General features: G+C 31.7%; 23 protein-coding genes and 1 tRNA gene. 12 read left to right on the top strand and 12 right to left on the bottom strand.

Features of this window, described 5'->3' with window-relative positions:
• Position 1: 1 nt before the first annotated feature.
• From AS157_RS05985 to AS157_RS05995, 3 genes are read right to left on the bottom strand one after another with little or no spacing between them, the layout of a single operon-like run.
• The gene (locus AS157_RS05985; RefSeq protein ID WP_075666108.1) at positions 2-211 is read right to left on the bottom strand and encodes a hypothetical protein; all 210 of its coding nucleotides are present in this window, start codon (positions 209-211) and stop codon (positions 2-4) included.
• Between the two features lie 4 nt (positions 212-215).
• Positions 216-1,511: a glycosyltransferase gene (locus AS157_RS05990; protein WP_077289525.1), complete on the bottom strand. Its 1,296-nt coding sequence runs from the start codon at positions 1,509-1,511 to the stop codon at positions 216-218.
• Complete coding sequence (locus AS157_RS05995) at positions 1,492-2,382, bottom strand: carbohydrate kinase family protein (RefSeq protein ID WP_077289526.1); 891 nt, start codon at positions 2,380-2,382, stop codon at positions 1,492-1,494. The genes AS157_RS05990 and AS157_RS05995 overlap by 20 nt, the downstream gene beginning before the upstream one ends.
• Before the next feature lie 74 nt (positions 2,383-2,456).
• Here AS157_RS05995 and dnaN point away from each other — a divergent pair, with 74 nt between their 5' ends.
• Genes dnaN through AS157_RS06015 form a run of 4 tightly spaced genes read left to right on the top strand, consistent with a single transcriptional unit; the run spans position 2,457 to position 5,154 of the window.
• The gene (gene dnaN / locus AS157_RS06000; protein ID WP_077289527.1) at positions 2,457-3,560 is read left to right on the top strand and encodes a DNA polymerase III subunit beta; all 1,104 of its coding nucleotides are present in this window, start codon (positions 2,457-2,459) and stop codon (positions 3,558-3,560) included.
• Positions 3,561-3,573: 13 nt separating this feature from the next.
• A complete protein-coding gene (locus AS157_RS06005) occupies positions 3,574-3,999 on the top strand; it encodes a type II secretion system protein (RefSeq protein ID WP_075666112.1) in 426 nt (141 codons plus the stop codon).
• On the top strand, positions 3,996-4,769 hold the full coding sequence (locus tag AS157_RS06010; protein WP_077289528.1) for an ABC transporter ATP-binding protein: 774 nt from the start codon (positions 3,996-3,998) through the stop codon (positions 4,767-4,769). The genes AS157_RS06005 and AS157_RS06010 overlap by 4 nt, the downstream gene beginning before the upstream one ends.
• Complete coding sequence (locus AS157_RS06015) at positions 4,759-5,154, top strand: GNAT family N-acetyltransferase (RefSeq protein ID WP_077289529.1); 396 nt, start codon at positions 4,759-4,761, stop codon at positions 5,152-5,154. The genes AS157_RS06010 and AS157_RS06015 overlap by 11 nt, the downstream gene beginning before the upstream one ends.
• A gap of 40 nt (positions 5,155-5,194) precedes the next feature.
• On the opposite strand, the gene AS157_RS06020 is transcribed toward AS157_RS06015, so the two are convergent.
• A complete protein-coding gene (locus AS157_RS06020; RefSeq protein ID WP_214494996.1) occupies positions 5,195-6,355 on the bottom strand; it encodes a flagellin N-terminal helical domain-containing protein in 1,161 nt (386 codons plus the stop codon).
• 117 nt (positions 6,356-6,472) lie between these two features.
• Here AS157_RS06020 and amrS point away from each other — a divergent pair, with 117 nt between their 5' ends.
• The 5 genes from amrS to AS157_RS06045 are packed head-to-tail and all read left to right on the top strand — an operon-like array spanning position 6,473 to position 10,552.
• On the top strand, positions 6,473-7,453 hold the full coding sequence (gene amrS / locus AS157_RS06025) for an AmmeMemoRadiSam system radical SAM enzyme (RefSeq protein WP_077289531.1): 981 nt from the start codon (positions 6,473-6,475) through the stop codon (positions 7,451-7,453).
• Positions 7,426-8,481, top strand: coding sequence for an FAD:protein FMN transferase (locus tag AS157_RS06030; protein WP_077289532.1), 1,056 nt, complete (start codon positions 7,426-7,428; stop codon positions 8,479-8,481). The genes amrS and AS157_RS06030 overlap by 28 nt, the downstream gene beginning before the upstream one ends.
• Positions 8,482-8,493: 12 nt before the next feature.
• A complete protein-coding gene (locus tag AS157_RS06035) occupies positions 8,494-8,835 on the top strand; it encodes a YbaB/EbfC family nucleoid-associated protein (protein ID WP_075666118.1) in 342 nt (113 codons plus the stop codon).
• 8 nt (positions 8,836-8,843) lie between these two features.
• Complete coding sequence (locus AS157_RS06040; protein WP_077289533.1) at positions 8,844-9,509, top strand: rhomboid family intramembrane serine protease; 666 nt, start codon at positions 8,844-8,846, stop codon at positions 9,507-9,509.
• 2 nt (positions 9,510-9,511) lie between these two features.
• Positions 9,512-10,552, top strand: a complete 1,041-nt coding sequence (locus AS157_RS06045; protein ID WP_077289534.1) for a hypothetical protein — start codon at positions 9,512-9,514, stop codon at positions 10,550-10,552.
• Positions 10,553-10,570: 18 nt separating this feature from the next.
• On the opposite strand, the gene AS157_RS06050 is transcribed toward AS157_RS06045, so the two are convergent.
• Positions 10,571-11,098, bottom strand: coding sequence for a hypothetical protein (locus tag AS157_RS06050; RefSeq protein ID WP_077289535.1), 528 nt, complete (start codon positions 11,096-11,098; stop codon positions 10,571-10,573).
• Positions 11,099-11,255: 157 nt separating this feature from the next.
• Here AS157_RS06050 and AS157_RS06055 point away from each other — a divergent pair, with 157 nt between their 5' ends.
• Together AS157_RS06055 and AS157_RS06060 are read left to right on the top strand one after the other, a co-directional pair.
• Positions 11,256-12,503 (top strand): L,D-transpeptidase family protein, encoded by a 1,248-nt coding sequence (locus AS157_RS06055; RefSeq protein WP_077289536.1) that lies wholly within the window; start codon positions 11,256-11,258, stop codon positions 12,501-12,503.
• Between the two features lies 1 nt (position 12,504).
• Positions 12,505-13,131 carry an SDR family oxidoreductase gene (locus AS157_RS06060; RefSeq protein WP_077289537.1) on the top strand — a complete coding sequence of 209 codons (627 nt, stop codon included), beginning with the start codon at positions 12,505-12,507 and terminating at the stop codon, positions 13,129-13,131.
• Here the strand turns inward: AS157_RS06060 and glgX are convergent.
• The 7 genes from glgX to pdo all read right to left on the bottom strand — a co-directional run bounded on the left by glgX (position 13,104) and on the right by pdo (position 19,066).
• Positions 13,104-15,293: a glycogen debranching protein GlgX gene (glgX, locus tag AS157_RS06065; protein ID WP_077289538.1), complete on the bottom strand. Its 2,190-nt coding sequence runs from the start codon at positions 15,291-15,293 to the stop codon at positions 13,104-13,106. The two genes, AS157_RS06060 and glgX, sit on opposite strands and share 28 nt — an antisense overlap.
• A 1-nt stretch (position 15,294) precedes the next feature.
• Positions 15,295-15,720 carry an OsmC family protein gene (locus AS157_RS06070; RefSeq protein ID WP_077289539.1) on the bottom strand — a complete coding sequence of 142 codons (426 nt, stop codon included), beginning with the start codon at positions 15,718-15,720 and terminating at the stop codon, positions 15,295-15,297.
• Between the two features lie 14 nt (positions 15,721-15,734).
• Entirely contained in the window at positions 15,735-16,373 is a 639-nt protein-coding gene (locus tag AS157_RS06075) for a cytochrome c biogenesis CcdA family protein (protein WP_077289540.1), read from the bottom strand.
• A gap of 1 nt (position 16,374) precedes the next feature.
• Complete coding sequence (locus AS157_RS06080) at positions 16,375-17,046, bottom strand: thioredoxin family protein (protein ID WP_077287663.1); 672 nt, start codon at positions 17,044-17,046, stop codon at positions 16,375-16,377.
• A gap of 139 nt (positions 17,047-17,185) precedes the next feature.
• Entirely contained in the window at positions 17,186-17,428 is a 243-nt protein-coding gene (locus AS157_RS06085; protein WP_077287665.1) for a glutaredoxin family protein, read from the bottom strand.
• A 12-nt stretch (positions 17,429-17,440) separates the two neighbouring features.
• Positions 17,441-18,391 carry a thioredoxin-disulfide reductase gene (trxB, locus tag AS157_RS06090; protein WP_077289542.1) on the bottom strand — a complete coding sequence of 317 codons (951 nt, stop codon included), beginning with the start codon at positions 18,389-18,391 and terminating at the stop codon, positions 17,441-17,443.
• 12 nt (positions 18,392-18,403) lie between these two features.
• Positions 18,404-19,066, bottom strand: a complete 663-nt coding sequence (gene pdo, locus AS157_RS06095; RefSeq protein WP_077287669.1) for a protein disulfide oxidoreductase — start codon at positions 19,064-19,066, stop codon at positions 18,404-18,406.
• 169 nt (positions 19,067-19,235) lie between these two features.
• On the opposite strand from pdo, the gene AS157_RS06100 reads away from it, so the two are divergent.
• Positions 19,236-19,325: transfer RNA gene (locus tag AS157_RS06100), tRNA-Ser, on the top strand.
• Positions 19,326-19,363: the final 38 nt, after the last annotated feature.

Raw genomic sequence — 19,363 nt, forward strand, 5'->3', positions numbered from 1 at the left:
ACTACTTCCTTTCTAATAGATATTTTAATTCGTTTAAGTTATTTTCGTTTATATATTTTTCAAATCTTAAATCACCATTTACGTACATTTCGTACGCTTTGTTTAGCTTTTTTGAGTAATTTAGTTCATTTTTAATCTTTTCGTATGAAAAAAAGGTAAATAAAAATAAAAAGGCAAAAATTGTAATTAGTATAAGATAAAATTTTTGCATGTGCTCACCTCAATTGCGCATCAAAAAAACTTGGAAGAATTATATTTTTATTACTTTTCAAATGCATATGTATTTTTGATAAGTATTCTTTTGCACAAATTTCCCAAGTGTACTTATTTATTACCCTTTCATAGCTTTTTTTACTAAATAGTTGGTGATTTTTTTGTAAATCTAGTGCTGCTTTTCTAAATTCTTCTTGAGTTGATACCAAATATCCATATCTTCCGTTGTCTAGTATTTCAACAGGACCGCCACTTTTTGTTGCGATCACTGGAAGTCCACAGGCCATTGCTTCAATAATTGCAAGTCCAAAAGGCTCGTAGTGTGACGTTAATGCAAAAATTCCATTATGTTTTGCAGCCGAATTATAAAGTTTTGCCAGTTTTTCTTGAGATGTGATTATTAAAAACTTCCCCCCTGCTTTTTTTGTTTTTTCTATTATTTCCCTTTGATAGCCAGAGTACTCTTTTGGTTTTTTTCTTAGTACCAATATTAGTGTGTAATCTTTTTTTAGATAGTTTTCAAAACTTTCTATTACAAATTCTATATTTTTTTTGGGATCTATTCTACTTGAAATTATTATTGGTGGTTTGTTTTGAAAAACATCTTTAAATTCATCTGATTCATCAATATGAAATATTTTTGTGTTTACACCTGGAGGTATCACAAAGATTTTATGTTTTATATCTTGATATAAATCTAAATACTCATTGTGTGTATATTGATGTTGTTTTTCTTGTGATGTGCTTGCAACAATAAAATTTGCATATTTCATTGCACATCTTTCTGCACTTATACGTATTGAGAATCTATACTTTTTTTCTGCGTCTTTACTATGTTTAAACTTGTCTTTTTTTTGGGCACCAAGTGAATGCGCAGTAAATGAATACGGAATATTTGTTAGTTTTTTAAACATTGCTCCGGAAATTCCACCATCACCGTAGTGAGTTGTAACAAAATCAGGTAATCTTTCTTTTTGGTAAAATTGGTATATCTTTTTCACATATTCTCCCAAAAAATCCCAGAGTTTTTCTTTGTTGAGAAAATTTTTTCCTCCAAATTCTATCCTAACAATTCTTACGTTTTCTGCATCTTCATAATAATCAAAATCTTTTGAAAATTCTGGCCATTTTTCATCTGTTATTTTTCTTGTTATTATATCTACTTTATGACCAAATTTTCCCATTGCCTTTGCAAGTTCTTTAACGTAAATTAATTGTCCTCCAAAATCTGGGTGCTCAGTTAAATGACTGTCATTTTTATCAAAATTCCCTTGAGGATTAAAAAATGCCATTTTCATACTTTTCCACCTCTTTGAGGTAATCTGATATATCTTTTAATTTAACAACTCCACCAATTTCTTCGATAACGTGAATTGAGATAACTGTACCGAGTAAAGCTGCTTTGAAAATTGAGAAATTGTTTAATAGTCCATAATATACACCACTCCAGAAGGCATCCCCTGCACCAGTGGTATCTACTACTTTTTTTGGAGATAATTTGATGTGCTTTATCTCCTTACCATCTGAAACTAACGATCCTTCTTTACCCATGGTTAGTATAACGTATTTTATACCAAACGTGTGTAATAACTCAATATATCGCTCTTTGGGTAAAATTCCAAATATTTCCTTTGCATCATCTAGCGATGGTTTTATAATATATGTATTTTTTAATATTTCGTATATTGGATCTAAATCTATTTTTTTGCACGGAAATAGTTTTTTCCTGCAGTTTGGATCAAAGGCAATTTTTATATTTTTAGTCGCTACTATTTTCTTAATTTTTTCAGTTTTGTGTGTTATTGCCCAGCAACTTACGTGTAGAAATTTTATATTCTTTAAGTTAAATCTTTCAGGTATTTCTAAATTTTTGTCTTCATCTCTAAAAGGAATAAAATCTGGAGTTTTAGACGATGCTAAAATAATTACCGTTGAAGTGTTTCCAGGACCTATTTGAATGTATTTTGTTTCTAAATTCTCAGATTTTAAGGTTTCAATGATTTCTTTTCCAAAAAAATCATTTCCTACTCTTGAAATTATAATGGGTTTTATTCCCAGTTGATTTAAATTTCTTGCGATGTTTAATGGACTTCCACCTATTTTCTTTAAAAATGTTTTTCCGTCTGTTGAAATTAGGTCTATTAAACTTTCACCCAAAAATGCTATCATTATTTCACCTCTATTTTTATTTTATCATAGATTTATGGTAAAATATTAAAAAAGGTATTATAAGGAGGGATTAGATGCTAAAATTTACTATAAGCAAGGAGGAATTAGAGAAAAAAATAGCAGTTGCTGCAGATGCAGTAGGTTCAAGAACTGTTGATCCTATTTTACAGTGTTTACTCTTTTCCTACGAAGATAATTCTTTGAAGATTTACTCTGCAGATATGCAAACTTTTGTTATCTCAAAGCTTAATGTTTCAGAGATAGAAGGTAGTGGGAAATTTGCCGTAGATGCAAAATTGCTAGAAGAGATTGTAAAAAATTTGGAAAATGAACAGGTGTTATTTGAATATGATGCAGGAAAATTAAATTTGAAGAGTGGAAAGAGCTCTTTTAATCTTTCAACATATTCCGATGCGGATAAATTTCCACAGATTGATATAGAAGATTCTGGGATAAAGTTCGAACTTGAAACTTCAATTCTATCTGAAATGATAGATAGAGTTTTGTTTTGTGCATCTACTGAAAGTACAATGAGGGCATTGAATGGAGTTTATTGGGAAGTTAAAGGGAATTACTTAAGATTAGTGGCAAGTGATGGGTATCGTTTGGCACTAACAGAACAAAAGGTGGATATTGATACAGATATAGATTTTATTCTATCGCTAAAGAGTATGAAAGAATTAGATAATTTAATTAAACAAACCGATGAACCTATTTTAACTGTTAAGTTTGATCACAAAAAGATGTCAGTTACTGCTGGTGACATAACGGTAATAATGAGAATAGTTGAAGAAGTTTTCCCAGACTATAGGAGAGTTTTGCCAAAAGCCTTTAAAACAAGGATAGTATTTAATAAAAACGAATTTTTAGAAGCATTGAAAAGAACAATGATAATTTCAAAAAGGGGGAGCGAAAAGGTACAATTGCAAATTATAGAAGATATACTTGTTTTAAACAGTCAAAGCCAAGAGTATGGAGAAGTAAAAGAAGAAATTTCCATAGAAAAAGAGGGAGAAGATTTGAAAATAAACTTTAATCCTAAATTTTTGAATGAAGCAGTAAAAAAAGTTGAAGAAGATGAGGTGGTATTTAACTTTGTGGATGATTTAAGCCCAATGCAAATTAACTCAAAAGATGTAAATGAATATTTGTATATAGTGTTGCCTGTAAGGGCATGAAAGGATGAATAAGATGAAAAAAGGATTTACTTTGATAGAATTGTTGATAGTTTTAGCAGTTATTTCTGCTTTGCTTTCTGTTGCAACTCCTCTTGCGTTAAGATCTGTTGCCAAAGCAAAGGCCACGCAAGTTGCTATGAATCTTAGAGCGCTATTAACATCTATTGAACAGGCTATTTTGTTGTACCCCGATGAATTTAATGTTCAAGAATTAGATGGTCAAGATATTGTTTTAAAGTTGTACGAAAAGGGGTTTATCAATACGAATTTGTCGGTAAAAGGTTATAAGATTGATATAGATAAGCCAAATAATAAATTTGTTATTAAATATACAGGAAAAGATATAGATCTTACATTGGTTAAGAGTAGTTATCCCGCTGTAAAAACTGGAGTAGAAAATGGTGAAGAATATGTTTATGTGGAGGTTAATATTCCGTGATTAAGTTAGAAAACGTTGGAAAAAGATATGGGAAGAGTTGGGTGTTAGAAAATATAACTTTTCATACAGAAGAGGGCAATGTTATTGGAATTATAGGAAAAAATGGAAGTGGAAAAACTACACTTTTGAAAATTATTTCCGGTATTTTGAAGCCTACAGTGGGCAATGTTTATTTAAAGTCTAGATTGATTTCATATATTCCAGAGAAACCTATACTTATACCTGAATTAAGCTTGAAAGAAAATTTGAATTATTTTGCAAAAATGAGAAATGTAGAAAGTAAAAGAATAGAAGATGAAATAAAATTTTTTCGCTTGGAAAAGCATGTGTTAAAAAAACCAAGTGAACTATCAAAAGGGTTAAGACAAAGACTTTCTATGGCAATTTCCCTTTTAATTGATCCTGATATTATTTTACTTGATGAGCCTACAAGCGGTTTAGATGCTGAGTCAAAGAAGATAATATCGAATAGAATAAAAAAGTTAAAGCTCAACAAAAAAACTGTTTTGTATATAACTCATGAAGATGAAGAAGTTGAAAGTATTTGTGATAAAGTCCTTATATTAGAAGAAGGTGAGATTAAATTTTTTGGAACGGTTGAGGATTTTTGGAGAAAATATGAAAGATTTGTCTATGTGACTTTTTCTCGGACTAAAGAAATAAAACTTTTAAAATTAGAGGAATTAAAAAACGTTAAGGAAGACTTATTACATGTAAGGAGTGTTGGGATCAGAGAATTTTTATCTGGAGGTATGGTATATGAAAAATGAGATAGAATTATTAATTAGTCAGAAAAGTATGGAGTATAAAATGGATGTTGATGTAATATCAGGTAAGGAAAAAGTCGGAGATATTTTTTTAGAAAATTTAGATTGGATAAACCGAAGTTGTGAGTTAAAATTGGAGATTAATATGAATTTTTTTGATGAAGTTACAAGAAAAATAATAAAATATGGCTTTGAATATTTAAATTTGAATAGAATTTATGTTAGAATCCCGGAATACGAAAAAGATCAAATAGGGATTCTTAAAAATAACGGTTTTCTAAAAGAGGGAGTAGAAAGGCAAGGAAAATTTTTTAAGGGAAAGTTTTGGGATGTGATAAGGTTTTCAATACTTGCGGAGGATTATTGGAGGCTTGGTTTAGATGAATAAAGTGGGCGTTTTGCCCACTTTATTTTTGATAAACTAACTATTATCTTAACAATTGCAATACATTTTGTGGTTGAGCATTTGCCTGTGCAAGCATTCCCATACTGCTTTGTAAGAGTATTTGTTGTTTGGTGAATTCCATCATTTCCTTTGCCATATCTGCATCTCTTACACGGCTTTCTGCTGCTGTTAAGTTCTCTGCTGCTACTCCTAAGTTGGATATTGTATGCTCAAGTCTGTTTTGTACAGCACCTAATGCCGCCCTTTGTGAACTTACTTTGTGTATTGCAGCATCTACTACCATTATTGCTCTTTCTGCTCCATCTTGCGTTGTGACATCTAAAGAGGTTGTTGTGATACCAAGTGCACCAGCACTCATATCATCAATACCTGTGAGCATATTGTGACCTTCGTTAGCACCAATTTGGAAGATTAATTGGTTTGCAGCTGTATTTATAGCTTCTACTCTGACAACTGCACTGTCTATTACTTCACCACTTGGTAATGCACCGCCAAAGTCCGAAAGATTCACGTCAAACACGTTCGTGTTCCAATCTATTTGTACTCCGCTTATTGTTGCAGAACCTTGATTATATGTAGTTGTTACACTGTTTGTTCCGCCGGCTGTGACAAGCGTTATTTTTACTTCGAGTGTTGTATCTGTATTAAATTGTCCAACTTCAACAACATATGTTCCTTCTGCCACAGTGGCAATTGAACTTGCGCTTATATTTATATTACCACCGGTAACCACTTTAATGTCTTCAGATGCCCTAAAGCTTTCCAATTTACCATCGAGTAATTTTTTGGTATTGAATTCAGTAGTTCTGGCGATTCTGTCTATTTCTTCTCTTAATTGGTCAAGTTCAGCTTGGATTTGGTTTCTATCAACATCGGTGTTTGTATCAGAGGAAGCTTGTACAGAAAGTTCTCTCATTCTTTGCAAGATAGAGTGAACTTCAGTTAAAGCACCTTCAGCGGTTTGAATCAAAGAGATAGCATCTTGAGAATTTTTGATAGCCATATTGATACCTTTTATTTGGCCTCTCATTTTTTCACTGATAGCAAGGCCAGCGGCATCATCACCAGCTCTATTAATTCTAAGACCAGAAGAAAGTCTTTCAAGAGTTTTAGACATAGCAGTATTTGTTTGACCTATACTTCTCCAAGCATTTAACGCACTTATGTTATGATTAATTCTCATACCTTACCCACCTCCGTGTGTGTTATTCAGAGTGCCTTGGACATTAATTTTATCGGAATTTTTGGAAAAAACTTTAAAGTTTTTTTGTGGTATAATTTTTTTAGGGTGGTGTTAATTATGAAAAAAATGGCAACGTTTTTTAATGAAAAAGATGGTGGGATTGTTTGTGAACTTTGTCCACGTAAATGTTTTTTAAAAGATGATCAAATGGGTTTTTGTAAAGTTAGAAAAAATGAAGATGGAATTTTGTATACCATGAATTACGGTGAAATAAGTGCTATTGCAATGGATCCAATTGAAAAGAAACCTTTTTTTCATTTTAGACCAAAAGATAAAGTATTTTCCATAGGTTCCTGGGGATGTAATTTTTCATGTGGTTTTTGCCAAAATTGGGAGATTTCTCAGGTTAAACCTGCTGTAAAAACCGTTACTCCTGTACAAATTGTTGAGATGGCTAAAAATAGTAATTCAGGTGGAATAGCATTTACTTATAATGAACCTATTGTGGGATATGAATTTGTGCTTGATACTAGTAGAATTTCTCATAAGGAGGGTTTGTATAATGTTTTAGTTACTAATGGTTATATAGAATTGGAACCACTTTCGGTATTAATACAAAATATTGATGCGATAAATATTGATGTAAAGGGAAACGAGAGTTTTTACAGGGAAATTGGGGGAGATTATAATCATATTTTAAAGGTTATTGAATTTTTAAAATCAAGAGGAATACATGTAGAGGTTACAACACTTGTTATTCCAGGTAAAAATGATAATGAAGGGGATTTATCAAAGATTTTCGAAGATATTTCGAAAATTGATAGAGATATCCCCTTGCATTTAACTAGGTATTTTCCAGCGTATAAATATGATATTTCTCCAACTCCTATTGAAAAATTGGAAAAATTATTTTATATTGCAAAGGAATTTTTGAATTTTGTATATCTTGGAAATGTATTTGATAAAAAATTTGAAACCACTTTTTGCCCAGAGTGTCATACAGAGTTGATTGTAAGAGATGGTTATAAAGTTGAGGTAAAGAATCTTACAGAAGGAGGAATTTGTAAAGTATGCGGAAAAAAAATAGTAAAGATTTGAATCGACTTTCGAGAATTTCTTTGATATTTACAATTCTTTTGGTAGTGTTGATTGGTGTAGTTTTAATTACAAGTTTTTTTAAAAAAAATGTAAAGTATGAAACTTTTGAAACATTTTCTTTAGGGACTTATGTACAGTTGAGAATTTCGACAAAATCCAATGCAACGATAATTGCAAGAGAGATTTTTCAAGAGCTTAACAGAATAACAAAAAAGTTTGATCCGTACAATCCAGAATCAATTATTTACAAATTGAACAACAGCAACGGATGGTTAGAGGTTGACGATGAAACTTTTGCCGTAGTTGATTTGTCACTACAATATGCGAAAATTACAAATGGAAGTTTTGACCCTACTTTGGGAAGACTTGTAAAACTTTGGGGATTTGATAAGTTTTCGGAAAAAGAAAATAAAACCTTTAAAGTTCCAACGAGAGTGGAAATTGATAAAGTGCTAAAAAAGTGTGGTTATGAAAAAGTAGAAATGGATTACAAAAATAGAAGGATAAAGACGAATGGTGTTTGGCTTGATCTTGGAGGGATTGTAAAAGGATATGCACTTGAAAGGGCTTATCAAATTGCAAAGGAAGCAGATCAAGAATGTACAGGTTTTATAGAAGCAGGAGGAGACATTAGGATATTAGGCCCCAAGTTTGGAAGAGATTATTGGATTATAGGGATTAGAAATCCAAGGGGGAGTGACAGTATAGATTATATATACCTTAAAAGTGGAGCTGTCGCAACCAGCGGAGATTATGAGAGGTTTTTTGTAGTAAATGGAAAAAGATATCATCATATATTGGATATTTCTACAGGATATCCTGCGACAAGTGCTATAAGTGCGACTGTTATTGCAGACGACGCTATAAAAGCTGATGCATTTTCTACTGCGGCTTTTGTTTTAGGAAAGAATAAATGGCTTTATACAAGGACTATTATGCCCAAAAATAATGCGGATGTATTTTTGGTTACCGATGAGTTGAAATATTTAAAAACAGATGGTTTTATATATTATGAAAATACATATTAAGGAGGTTTTGAAATGAAAAAATTGAAAAGTTTTGGTGGAAAGAACCTTGGTGGTAAATCTATGAATCAACTTCAAAAAATTCAAGAGGAAATGCAAAAGAAACTTCAGGAAGTAGAGGGAAGTTTTGCAAATATGGAAGTTGAAGTTAGTGTTGGAGGGGGAGCAATAAAAATAGTAGCAACAGCAGATAGAAAGGTAAAGGATATAGAATTAGACGAAGATTTATTAGAAGATGGTGAAACACTTAAGGACTTGTTAATTGCTGGTATGAACGAGTTGATGGAAAAAATTGAAAAACTAAGAGAAGAGGAAATGGCAAAAATTACTCAAAGCTTTCTTCCATTCGGAATATGAGGTGAATTATGAAAAGAGAAAGTTTTTATTACCTTATATTAGTGAATGTTGTTATTTTATTCTTAATTGAAATACTGAAATTTTTTAGTTACAGTGAGGTTATGTTATATTTAATGTTTGGTGCACAGTATGGTCCGTTGGTTTCCAGTGGACAGTGGTATAGAATTATTACTGCAATGTTTGTCCATGGAGGTTTTATTCATTTATTATTTAACATGTATGCTTTGTATTTTTTAGGACGTATCGTTGAGAATGTGTATGGTACTGATAAATTTTTATCGCTTTATTTTTTGACTGGTATTATTGGAAATGTAGCAACCCATTTGTTTTATTACAAATCTTTTTCAGTAGGGGCTAGTGGAGCCATTTTTGGATTAGTTGGAGTGTTATTTGCAGCGGGGTTTAGAAGAGATACGCCATATACTTTAAAACCTCTAACTGGTAGTGCTTTATTACCGATGATTTTGGTAAATATATTTTTAGGATTTATGCCTGGTTCTAATATAAATAATGCTGCACATTTGGGCGGTTTCTTTAGTGGAATGGTTTTGGGATATTTTGTCCCTATATATGATTATTCTTGGAATGTCAGAAAAATCTGGAAGATATTAAAATGGATTTTAATTTTGTTGGTTATAATTTCGTATTTTTTATTATTCATTAATGAGGTGTAAATATGAGAAAAGTTGTATTATTTTTTCTTTTGTTTTCTATCACTTTTTTTGGAGAATTTTTAATGCTTTATCCTGATCATGGGTTACTTGTAAAAAATATTTCTGATGGCTTTATATTACCTGAAAAGTGGAAGGTGGAAAGTATTCAAGGTAGTTTTCATGTAAAAGATATTTTTATTGATGAAAAATTAAAATATGTACCAAATATAAAGGGAATTTTTGTTTATAAAGATGGAAAGTTTGTTTCAAATGATGGTAAGGAATACAAAATAATTGATGGATATTTTTTCGAAATAACACAACATCCCAAGGTGGTCAAGAAGATATTTTTAGATACGAAAAAGGCAACGGCAACTTTTTTGGTAGATGGAAGGTACAGTTTTTCTTATATTTTAAACGAAAATGTTTTATCTCAATTTTTAAATATTTATGCAGATGTTGATAGGGCTTTTGTTTTTGTAGTTTCAGAGCCTCAACAAAATAGATGGTTAATGAAAGGATCAGGCGAAACAAATATTCAAGGTAAAAAAGTCTACCAATTAGGTGAAATTGAAGATTTAAGAAATGAAAGAACTATTTTGATTGATAGGATGAAAGTGGAACGCTTAGATTATAACTACGTTGAACTATATGATTATGTAACGAATTGGAATCCCACAAAAAGGATGGTATACATAAAGACATTAAGACAGTTACCTGCTGGAAAAATTACGGTTTGGTCAAAATTATATAATAGGTATTTGCCATTAGATCAGGCTTATTTGCCGGATACAAATGAAGAGATTGAAATATTTTTAGGATATTCATGGAATAATTGGTATAAATGGAATGTAAAAACATCTCTTAATTTGGGGAATAGAAAGAGAATATCTGGAGAGTTGAGTTTAAAAGGAAGGGGAGTATATAAAATAAAGATATTTGGGAAGAACATTGGTAGTATAAAAACCAACGTAGAAGTTATTGAAAAAAACGAGAGTTACATTATTTTACTTGCACATAATACTCAAACTATCTTTATTGAATATGAAAAGGATAAAAATTAAGCCTGGAATTTTCCAGGCTTAATTTTTGGCTATTTTATCTATAAATGTAAGTGTATCAAAGACTCGAAAATAATAATTTGGGCTGTTATTCCAAAAATTCAAAGCTTCTATTATATTAAAGTTAGTTATATTTTTCATTATAAGATATAGGTATCTGTATGCTATTCTTATTTGAAGTTGTGGAAATTTTATAAGTTCATCGTGAGGAATTTTCTGAGCAAGTGTTTTGATTTCAGGAAAGAAAATGGAAACATAATCAACAGCTGACTTGTGGAGTTGACAATAACCAACTGCATGACCACTATCACCGTATAAATTTTTAAAACCACTTTCAGATACAATTAGTGATACAAATATTTGATAGGGTACTTGTGGAAATCTTTCGTATTCTTCAGAGACTGTATATGCGAGCAATTTTGCACGTTCTTGAGAGACATTGTAGTATTTTGCAACTTTATATGTGTATTGATAAGCTTCTTTAAACATGTTATTAGAGAATAGTACTATTGATATAATAATCAATGTTAGTACAATGTGTTTTTTCATATCAAGTCCACCTCCATAAATATATTTTTTGTATTGTGATTATAATATATTTTTTCTTTACTTTTGTGTACATATATATACGATAAAAGAACAAAATCTTCACAAATGTTAACTAATTTGAACTAATATTAAGTTTTAGGTGTGATATAATAAAAATATGAAGAAAATTTACGTGATTTCATATTTATTTCTTACAGTACTACTTTTTTCGGCGCATTATGTAGAAGTTCATACCGTTACTGCTACGGGGATTGTTTTATCCATAACACCGTATTATGATGCTGTCAAAGCACCAAAAGTTTATATTTATGGGCCTACAGGTTTTGTAAGAGCAAGAAATATTGGGAATAATCTTTACGAATTTGAGGATGGAAAGTTTAGTTGGATTGTACCTATAATTTTTGGGGAAAATAGATTCGGACAGATTGTTACTGGTGTACTTCCTGCGCCGGTTATTGATGTATACCAATATAAAAAAAATGTTAGTGTTAAGGTGCTTACCAACCCAAAAGATTTGTCTTTAACTGTGAAGGTGGATACAGATTATGATGTTGTTTCCGGGTATATTGATGGAGATAAAATGATTTTAATTAAGAGCGATAGTGGTTATATACTTTATACAGATAAAAAAAGAAAAGAACATCAAAATATCTTAAAAATAACTGTTAAGGTTGATGAAAAAAAGAGTAAAGATGTAACGTATAAATTATTTACTTTAAATGGGTTTACAACTTATCTTCGAGGTGATTTTACACCGTATGTTTTTAACAAAATTACTACCCATGTAGTAAAGAAAGGAGAAACATTGTGGGAAATTGCTAAAAAGTATGGTGTAAGAACGGCTGATTTACAAATTATAAACAAATTGGATGACCCTAATAAAATATATGTGGGTATGAGATTAGATATAGGAAAGGTGCAGTTTACAGAAGGATTAACATCTATAGTTGTTAACCTTGCAACTTCTAGGTTAGCGGTATATTATGCGGGAAAATTAGTAAAAATCTTTCCCGTAGCAATTGGAAGAAGTGATTCAATGCCCCCAGGAATTTATTGGATTTTTGATAAACAAATTGATCCCGCACTTTATTGGTTTGGAGAATATATTCCTCCTCGTTCGCCAATTAATGGATTGGGAACTAGGTTTTTGCAACTTTCGAATCCCAAATATGGAATTCATGGAACAACAAAGCCATGGGAAATAGGTAGGAGAATATCACATGGTTGTGTTAGAATGTTCAATAGAGATGTCGAGACATTAGATTCTTTTGTTGATTTGGGAAGTCCCGTATTTGTGGTAAAAAATTTTAAAGATTTTCCGGAGAATTTGTCTAATATTCCTGAATTTGTTAAATTTAAGATTCAGACGGAAAAAATAAGAAACAGGGAGAATAAGGGAGGATAGTATGAATATATTAATTACAGGGGCAAATAGGGGAATTGGTCGGGCATTACTCCTTGAAGCACAAAGAAGGGGATACACAATTATTGCCACAATGAGAAATCCAGTTGAGGGTGCATATTATTTAGATTTATCAGAAAAAGATTCAATAGATAAATTTGCAGATGAGTTGGTTGAAACTGTAGATATCTTAATAAATAATGCAGGAGTTTTGTATAAGGATAATTTTGGTAATTTAGATTATGAAAACTTCATAAAAACTTTTAAAGTAAATACTTTAGGAGCTTTGTTTCTTACAGAAGCTTTGTATAAAAGAGGAAGATTAAGAAGAGGAGGTAAAGTTGTAAATATTTCTTCTGTGTTGGGATCTATTGAATTGACAAGTGGAACAACTAGTTTTTCATATTCTCTTTCTAAAGCAGCCCTTAATATGGTAACCAAACTTTTATCGGATAAATTGAAAGGTATATCAGTTATTTCCGTGCACCCAGGTTGGGTAAAAACAGAAATGGGTGGAAAAGAAGCGCCAGTCTCACCGAATGATTCTGCAAAGGGTATATTGAACGTAATTGAAGAGATAAATGATACAGGTATATTTGTAGATTATACAGGTAAATTGCTACCTTGGTGATTTTTTTTGCTGATTAATATAACCGAACTTCTAGGTTGAGCGGTATATTTAAATCCTATTTGTTCAGGGATATCTAAGAAATCATTTGGTGAGTCTTTAGATGTGTCAACAACGCGATACCAAGTTTTTTCGTGCAATATAGGAAGTGTAAAGGTGAGAGGTTCTCTCCATTGGTTCAAGATAACAAATATGTCATTATCCTCCTTGGCATTTTTACATAAAAAGTCGTTTCCGCTTATCATAAAGGCCAAAGAATGTGAATGGTAAGACCAATCTGGTTCAAATGGTTTTATACCGTGCCAACTAATATCGGCAATACCATCACCTGTTAAGTCTTTTCCAGTGAAAAAGTGTTTTCTACGAAGAGCATGATGTTTTTTTCTAAAATCAATCATTTTTTTGAAAAATCTAAAAATATCGTAGTATTTTTCTTTAAATGTCCAATTAAGCCAGGTTTTCTCATTGTCTTGACAATACGCATTATTGTTTCCGTATTGTGTTCTGTATATTTCATCTCCCATTAAGATCATAGGGGTGCCATGCGATATCATAAGGATTGTTATAAAGTTTTTTACTTGGCGCTTTCTTAATTTTATAATTTCGGGATTATCTGTTTCACCTTCAACTCCATAATTATAACTAAAGTTTTCATTAGTACCATCTTGATTATTTTCTCCATTTTCTTCATTGTGTTTTTCGTTGTAACTTACTAAATCTCTCATTGTAAAGCCGTCGTGGCAAGTTATAAAATTTATACTAGCGTGCGGGTTTTTCTTTTCGTATAAGTCTTTACTTCCTGTTATTCTTTGTGCAAGTTCAACAATTACCCCCTCATCCCCCCTAACGAATTTTCTAATTGTATCTCTATATTTTCCGTTCCATTCTGCCCAACCTTCTGGAAATTCACCTAAGAAATATCCTCCAGCGGCATCCCAACCTTCTGCAATAAGTTTTAAGTTATGTAAAATTGGATCTTCTGCTATGTCCTTTAAAAGTGATAAATCTCCTATCCATCTTCCATCTGGAGTCCTTCCAAGTACTGCGGCAAGATCAAATCTAAAACCATCTACGTGCATTTCAGTTGCCCAATATCTTAAACTGTCTATGATCATTTCTTTTACAACTGGATGATTACAATTTAGCGTGTTACCGCATCCTGAATAATTAAGGTAATACCTTTTATTTCTAGGATCTAGCATGTAGTATATTTCATTATCAATTCCCCTGAAATTTAAAGTTGGTCCCAATTCGTTTCCTTCACCTGTGTGATTGTAAACAACGTCTAGAATAACTTCAAAACCATTTTTATGCATTTCTTTTACAAAATCTTTGAATAAGAATACTTGCTCACCAAGTTTTAAACCTATTGAATAGTTTCCGGTAACTGCAAAAAAACCCAAAGGATTGTATCCCCAAACATCTTTAAGTCTCTCACCAGTAATAGGATTAATTCTATCAATGGAATTAACGTTAAATTCAAAAACAGGCATTAATTCAATTGTAGTAACTCCTAATTCTTTTAAATGATCTAATTTTTCAATAATTCCAAGAAAGGTTCCAGGAAATTTTATCTTAGAAGTAGGACTTATTGTGAATAGTCTAACGTGCATTTCATAGATTATAGTGTCTTCCCAAGGTATATGCAATTGCTTGTCATTACCCCAATCGTATTTTGAATCATCTATTACAATTGATTTTGTGGGGCTTTTTGCAGAATCTTCTGCGGAGAAAGATAAATCTTTTAACGGGGAATTTATATCATATCCGTATGCAGAAGATGAATCCCAATCAAATGAACTAGAAATAGCTTTAGAGTATGGATCAACTAGTAACTTGTTATGATTAAACCTCTTTCCATTTTCTGGGTCGTATGGTCCAAATACCCTCCAACCATAATATTGCCCATGTTTTATGCCATATATGTAAATATGCCAAATATCCCCTGTTTTATTTGACACGGGATCTAGTTCAAATCTATGAGAAGGTTCATCATCGTAGTAGTTTTGATAAAGTTCCAAAACTACTTTTTCGGCATTTCTGGAAAAAATACCAAAATTTACACCTGTATCATCTGGTGTAGCACCAAGTTTTGGATATCCCTTTTTTGTTTTTAAAATAACGTTTGAATCGGGGTTGTTATACTGTAGAGGATAATCTGCCATATTATTCGTATACAATCTCGTAAGTGAATTCTGGTATCACTTTTTTCAACATGGCAGAGACTGCACAGTATCTGTCCTGAGAAAGATTTACTGCTTTTTCTACTTTTTCTTTTGGAGGTTCTCCGTTAAATTTGAATATATATTTTAGATGAATTTTGGTATATACCTTTGGATGTTCAGATGCGTTTTCATAATCTATTTCTAACTTGAAAGATTCCATTTGGTCAATAACTCTCATTTTTCTTAATAATGAGACTACATCCATTCCCGTACATCCCATAAGAGAGTATAAAATTAATTCTTTAGGTCTTGCTCCTGCATCTTTTCCACCTACATTCTCAGAAGCATCAAGTATTAAATCATGACCTGATGTTGTTTTTGAATAAAACAACATACCATTGTAAAAATTCATTTCAGCTTTTGCCATGAAAACCACTCCTTTCAAACTACCATTTTCCCAAACATTATTAGAACACCAAGTAATATTAAAAAGGCTCCGCCAATAATTCTTAGTGTAAGTTCCCATTTATATGCTTTAAAACTTGCGGTTATTAATTTTGATATAGATGAGCCAATAGTCAAAAAAGGTATTGATATACCAAGAGAGTATACAAAAAGAAGAACAGCACCTTTTAGCGAATTTGCACTTGCGGCAATTGCTAATATTGAACCTAATATTGGACTACTGCATGGGATCCAGATGATGCCGATAACTCCTCCAAGTAAAAAACCGGTAATAAAGCTGCCACCTTTGAATTTCCACACATTTACTTTTCTTGGCTTTAGTAGTTCTTTTTGAAAAATATATAATATCCCCATTAGTATAATTATAGAGCCAAATACATAATTAATTATACTACTATATTTTGCAAAGAAAAAACCAAAAATTGATGAAAAAACACCAATAACTGTGAAAAATATGGAAAAACCAGAGAAAAAACCTAAAAGTTTAAGAAGTTTATTTTTGGCAGTAAAAAGTATTCCCAAAAATGCAGGAATTAATGGTAAAATACATGGACTAAAAAAAGATAGTATACCATGACCTAGAGCTACCCAAACACTTATATCTTTATAGAACATATTACTCCTCCAATATAAGTACTCTTAAGGCGCCATTTTTACTTAATTTTTTAGCAATATCTTTGGATTTAGTTAAGTAGACGTTATAGGGATTTATATCCTCATTTAAACTATCTAAAAATATCGAGTTTTTGTCGTTCTCTTTTACAAAATCAAAGTCATCTTTTGAAACAGAAATTATTTTTTTATTCCCTAAATAGAAATCATCTTTTTTTGAGTATACCTTAAAAGTTTCTTTGTAATTTTCGTATAAAAATCTTAGGATATACATAAGTGCTTTTTTAAAATCGTTTAATGGCATATAACCAGGTATTGAGGTAATCGCCTTATCTTGATGCCAAAATACAAATGTTGGAGTTCCCCTAATACCAAACGCCGAAAAAAGTTCGTTGTTTGTAAACTCTTTGTCTAAAAACACTGTTTTTTTATTGTTTGGATTTATTTTTACAAATATATATGCAGCTTTCAAAATTTCTTGAAATTCTTTTGATGATAGTACTTCATTTTCAAATTTTTTGCAGTAAATACAAGATGGAGAAGAGAAATATATTAAAAGAGGTTTATCTTCTATCTTTGCAACTCTATTAGCAATGCCAAGGTCATAGAAAGTATAATCATATGAAAATACGAAAACTGATGTAAGTACCAACAAAGATAGTAACATATTTTTCATGGATTTACCTTCTTTCTTACTTTAAATTTCCTCATTCCAAGTTTTTTAAAAAAGCTTATAACGGGACATCTCATTTTCAATTTTTCAAAAAATTTCATACTATCACTCCTAAAAAACTAAGGGCAGGTGTAACCCTGCCTTAGTTTATATTTAATAATCTGTCTATTTTAGCTTTGTCGAATCCTACAATAACTTGATTTCCAATCTCAATTACAGGCACACCAAGTTGTTTGCTTTTTTTGTACATTCTTTCAGCGGCTTTTTGATCTTTTGAAACATCGTATTCTTTAAATTTTAATCCAAGTTGCTTAAAATATTGTTTTGCCTTTTTACAATATGGGCAAGTTGGAGTGGTGTAAATAATAATTTTAACGTGTTGCATTACCCCACCTCCTTAGAAGTATTTTTTTGCAGCATGTTCAACAGCAATTGCCCCATCTGCAGCAGCTGTTACAATTTGTCTGAGATTTTTCTTCCTCACATCTCCGACTGCATAGATTCCTGGGATGTTTGTTTCCATATTCTCGTCGGTAATTATATACCCATAGTTGTCAGTTTGGACTATGTCTTTGATTAAATCACTATTCGGTTTAAGTCCAACATAGATGAATACTCCTTCAGCTTTAATAACTTTTTCTTCTTTTGTTTCGTTGTTTACTATAACAACCTCTTCAACTTTATTAGTTCCTCTGATTTCTTTTACTAGAGAGTTGAGGATTACTTTTACGTTCTTGTTTTGCATAAGCCTATCTTGAAGTACTTTTGCGGCAGTAAGATAGGGCAAATTTTGTACCATAGTAATGCTATTTACCATTTTTGCAAGAAAATGTGCTTCATCACATGCACTATCTCCACCACCAACTACAACAACGTCTTTTCCAGAGAATAAATAACCATCACATGCTGCACAGTAAGTAACACCTCTACCTCTAAATTTTTCTTCTCCGGGAACACCTAATTTTCTTGGAACAGCACCTGTTGCGAAAATAATAACCTTTCCTTTAATTTTCTTACTGTTATCAAGTTCGACGCATTTGTATTCGTTATCGTATGAAATCTTTACCACTTGTGCTGTAACAATTTCCGCTCCAAAAGCTTTTGCGTGCGCCGCAAATTTTTCTCCAAGTTCGCCACCTTCAATTTTAATAAACCCTGGCCAGTTTTCTACAATATGAGTTTGTGTTACAGCACCACCTTCTAATGCTTTTTCAAGAACAACAGCGGATAACCCCGCACGTCCAGCATAAATTGCTGCGGTAAGACCTGCTGGCCCTGCTCCAACAATAATAACATCGTAATATTCCTTTGGTCCGGAGGATATATTTCCCAAGTCAAGGTGAATCATATTTTCACCTCCTTATCTAATAGCTTTTAATACTTCTTCAAGATATTGTGGCTCAGGATATGCTCCTATAAAGAATGTATTTGGATTTCTGTTGATTACTATATGAGGAACTGATGATACACCAAATTGATTACTCAATTCAAAAAATTCATTTGCTTCAATCATTTCGGCTTTTATAAGTGGATTTACTAATGCAAAGTTATGAGCTGTTAACACTGCACGTGGACAGTATGGACATGTAGGAGTTACAAAAACACTAATTGTAACAGGTTTGTCAATTGATTTGAGTTTTTCAATTGTTTCTGCTGAAAGCTCTGGTGTAGCACCTTTTCCAAAAGTTACAATGTCTTGTACAAGTGTGCCAAATTCGTGGCCAGATGGTATGCCATAAAATCTTACACCTTTATCTTCACCATCTTCAAGTGTTAGGATAAGTGCAGGTGTCATTTCAACACCGAATTTTTCTGCTAAATCTTTATTTTCATTTACGTTATATTTTTCCACAACTATCTTATCGGAAAGATTACTTACTTCATCTAAAATTTGCTCTTCAAGTTCGCAATATTCACAATTTTCTTTTGAATCGCCAAAGTAAATAAGTTTTACAGTGTTTTTAAGTTCTTTTGAAAATAAATCTTCAAGGTATTTCTTGTCTTCGTTTGATAAAAGTGCCATAATATTACACCTCCAAAAAAATTAATTAATTTCTCCCAGATTTGGGTCCCTTTTATTATACACCAATTTATGTAAATTAGTCTAAACTTAATGTTACAATTTCGGATATAATTTGTCGGTTTTAAATATTGTTGAAATTTTTATAATTTATGGTAATATATTGATGATTGGAGGCGTGCACCGAATTGGCTAAGGGGCCGGTCTCGAAAACCGGTGGGCATTTTTGCCCTTGTGGGTTCGAGTCCCACCGCCTCCGCCAAATGGCAGGGTTATCCCTGCCATTTTTTGTAGTATAAT

Source organism: Thermosipho sp. 1244 (genome assembly GCF_018588215.1).
In the GTDB taxonomy this organism is placed as follows: Bacteria; Thermotogota; Thermotogae; order Thermotogales; family Fervidobacteriaceae; genus Thermosipho; species Thermosipho affectus.